Genomic DNA, 1,968 nt, shown 5'->3' on the forward strand with positions numbered 1-1,968 from the left:
TGTCCTCCTGAATCACTAAACTCGTTCATGACATATATTAACATAGATTCCAAAATATACAAATTATTTCACGACAGTTCCTAAGGGATTTGCCGAACCTCCTGGGGCGCATAAATAGGTTTATGCCTCCCCATCCCTCCAAGAGATCCTTTATCAGGGCAGTCTTATCTACATAGTAAAAACCGTTTCTGCGGATATCTTCAAAATTCTCAATGCCGATAGGCAGTTTGGCTGTTGCGTTCATGGCGGCTCCTTTCGGGGAAATATCTTGGATTACGGTTCCATTATACTATATTTCAGAAGCATTCACAATCCTCACTAACAATGATCTGCTCCATTTTGAAGCATCCTTGTACATCAACATCCCTGCCCGTCCTTTTATGCGCCTCAGTAGGTTCGTCCATCAGTACATCCCCACATCCCGCCGCATCTCCCGGAGTCCCTGGAGCATCGCCGCCAATATCCCCAGTCCCAGCACGGTAGCGCCCGCCAGGGACACAGGCCATTTGCCGCGGGCAATCTCACCGAAGGCGCACAACCGAAAGCCGCAGAAAAATACCGCTCCCACCACCGCCGACAGCGCCCAGGCAATGGCCGTGACATAGCTATCCAGATAATGGGTCACCGTAAACAGCATCAGGGAGAGCCCTGTGGAAAAAGCCGCCGCAATCAACAGGCGGAAGACCGTATACTGCTGCCATCCCGGTCAGCTCCAGCACCCTGTCTATGCTCTCTGTGAGCTTTTTCCTGGGCATGCTCTTCAGAATACCGATATAGCGAAGATATTCCTCCGGCGTATAGTCTCCATAATAGCCCAAGTCCTGGGGAAGATACCCTATTTTCTCCCGGTACGCACCGTCCAGCCTGCGGATGTCCTCCCCATCGTATTTAATCTGTCCCTCTGTGGGGAAGAGCAGCGTGGTAATCATTTTCATCAGCGTGGTCTTCCCGGCCCCGTCGGGCGCCAACAGCCCGTAGACGCCGTTATCCAGCTCCAGCTTCACATCCGTCAATACCATTCTCTGCACCTTTCAGACACTTTCCGATTTTACGGATGGTTCCCCGTCTCATAGCACCACCTGGCGATATCGGAAACCAGTCCCGCCGGAACCGTCCCGCTGTAAGGGAGCTGTATGGTTCCCTTGCTGGTCTTGTATCCTTTCAGACACTCGGAAAACTCCCTGACAGCCTCCGGCCCCGGATACAGGCCCACATGGTTTTTGAAACCGGCAAACTGGATGATATTATGCCCCTTCCAATAAGTCGGCATGCTCCATGAAATCCGCTCCTCCGCCTCCGGCAGCGCCGCGCAGAGCGCTTCCCTTATTTCCTTCAGATATCCCTGCACCGCTTCCGGCTGTGCCGCAATGTATTCATCTACTGTTTCCGGCGCTTTCCCGCAGTAATGGCTCTGCTCCTGCCTCTTAAAGGCACGCCCGCACTTTGGACACGTCCACATCTTTATCCCTCCTAGTCTCATTCCCGTTCCCTGACCGTCACCAGGACCTGGTCCCCCGGTTGCTTCCCTATCCGGAATGTCGATGGCTCCCGCCCCAGTCCTAACGGCACTGTGAACAGGAACAGCAGGCGGCCGGAACAGGAGAACCCTAACAGCGCGGCGGCTGTTTCCAGTTTAGGCTCAAACATGGTTCACACTTCCCTGACATATCTGTCCGTCCCTGTGCACAGCCATGTCCGATCTCCCTCCTGTTCCAGGCGGAAGACAATCCCATCCCGGGTAGTTTCCGAAATCAGGCAGGTCTCCTTTTCGTTCCGGGAATCGCATACAAGGGGCACCACCGGGTATTCCTCATGCTCCGTAGTGAAAATCGGCACGTTTTCCTCATTGATGCTCTCCAGACAGATTCTGCCGAAAATATCCTCCCCTCCCTCTGCCGTGAAGCAGGCTCCCGCCAGATTGGGCCATAAGGCTCCGGGGGACGGGTATCCGGCGTTCTTCTGGCAGAA

The 1,968-nt window shown here is 54.0% G+C and carries 5 protein-coding genes and 1 pseudogene; all 6 read right to left on the reverse strand.

The window, feature by feature from the left end; all coding sequences use genetic code 11:
* Positions 1-82 precede the first annotated feature (82 nt).
* A pseudogene (locus Q2B33_RS24650) lies at positions 83-244 on the reverse strand (AAA family ATPase); the annotation flags it as partial.
* A gap of 159 nt (positions 245-403) precedes the next feature.
* Positions 404-637, reverse strand: a complete 234-nt coding sequence (locus Q2B33_RS23975) for a hypothetical protein (RefSeq protein WP_300772683.1) — start codon at positions 635-637, stop codon at positions 404-406.
* The gene (locus tag Q2B33_RS23980) at positions 606-1,019 is read right to left on the reverse strand and encodes an ATP-binding cassette domain-containing protein (protein ID WP_300772682.1); all 414 of its coding nucleotides are present in this window, start codon (positions 1,017-1,019) and stop codon (positions 606-608) included. Before Q2B33_RS23980 ends, Q2B33_RS23975 begins: the two co-directional genes overlap by 32 nt.
* Positions 1,020-1,048: 29 nt before the next feature.
* On the reverse strand, positions 1,049-1,459 hold the full coding sequence (locus Q2B33_RS23985; protein WP_300665026.1) for an iron chaperone: 411 nt from the start codon (positions 1,457-1,459) through the stop codon (positions 1,049-1,051).
* A 17-nt stretch (positions 1,460-1,476) separates the two neighbouring features.
* Positions 1,477-1,647 (reverse strand): hypothetical protein, encoded by a 171-nt coding sequence (locus tag Q2B33_RS23990; RefSeq protein ID WP_300784800.1) that lies wholly within the window; start codon positions 1,645-1,647, stop codon positions 1,477-1,479.
* 3 nt (positions 1,648-1,650) lie between these two features.
* Positions 1,651-1,968: hypothetical protein (locus tag Q2B33_RS23995; RefSeq protein ID WP_300816136.1), on the reverse strand; the 318-nt coding region annotated here is incomplete at its 5' end.

The sequence above is a fragment of the uncultured Acetatifactor sp. genome, assembly GCF_948601915.1.
Classification (GTDB): Bacteria; Bacillota; Clostridia; order Lachnospirales; family Lachnospiraceae; genus Acetatifactor.